The sequence below is a fragment of the Streptomyces thermodiastaticus genome (assembly GCF_014656135.1).
Classification (GTDB): Bacteria; Actinomycetota; Actinomycetes; order Streptomycetales; family Streptomycetaceae; genus Streptomyces; species Streptomyces thermodiastaticus.
The window spans coordinates 1-966 of record NZ_BNBV01000077.1 but is presented as its reverse complement, the minus strand read 5'-3'; the positions used below and the strand labels follow the sequence as shown (position 1 = coordinate 966).

Annotated in this window: 1 protein-coding gene; it reads left to right on the top strand. The window is 71.9% G+C overall.

Annotated elements, in window-relative coordinates; genetic code table 11:
• Positions 1–773: MSCRAMM family protein (locus IE286_RS26900; RefSeq protein ID WP_189799363.1), on the top strand; the 773-nt coding region annotated here is incomplete at its 5' end.
• Positions 774–966 lie beyond the last annotated feature (193 nt).

The window sequence follows — 966 nt, the reverse complement described above, 5'->3', positions numbered from 1 at the left end:
GCAGCAGCGGTGGCGGGGTGCCGGTTCGCGGTCACATCCGCGGTGCCGAGGACGCCCCCGTCCCCCACGCCGCGGTCACCCTGATCTCCCTGGCCGGCCGCCAGCTGGGCCGTTCCATCGCCCAGACCGACGGCTCCTACACCCTCGACGCCCCCGGTGCCGGCTCCTACGTCCTGATCGCCTCCGCCGACGGCTACCAGCCCCAGGCCTCCACCATCGCCGTCAACACCGACCCCGTCACCTACGACATCCTCCTCAGCGGCACCAGCGGCCTGACCGGCACCGTCCGCACCACCGACGGCAACCACCCCGTCAAGGACGCCATGGTCATCGTCACCGACGTCCGCGGCGACCTGCTCGCCACCGGCACCACCAGCGACACCGGCGAGTTCACCTTCACCGAACTCGTCCCCGGCCCCGTCACCGTCGCCGTCAACGCCGCAGGCCACCGCCCCCGCGCCCTGCCCGTCGAGATCACCGGCACCGGCATCACCCGCATCGACATCACCCTCGACGCCGGCGCCACCCTCCAAGGCACCGTCACCGCCCCCCACGGCCCCCTCGCCGACGCCCGCGTCACCCTCGTCGACGCCGCCGGCAACGTCATCGCCACCGCCACCACCGGCCCCGACGGCGCCTACGCCTTCACCGACCTCGACAACGGCGAATACACCGTCATCGCCACCGGCTACCCGCCCGTCGCCACCGCCCTGACCATCACCGGCCAAGGCATCGACAACCACACCATCGAACTCACCCACCCCACCGAATAACCCACACACACAAACAAAAAAAAGGGGGGCCGGCCACGGCCGGCCCCCACCCGGGCACCAACCCCCGGGACACTCTTCGGACCTCTCCGGTCACCCCGGCCAGGCCACCACAGGCACCCGCCCGTGACGCCACAGCCACGACCGGCACCACACACTCAAGGCCACCCGACCGGCCACCAACACCCGGAACCGG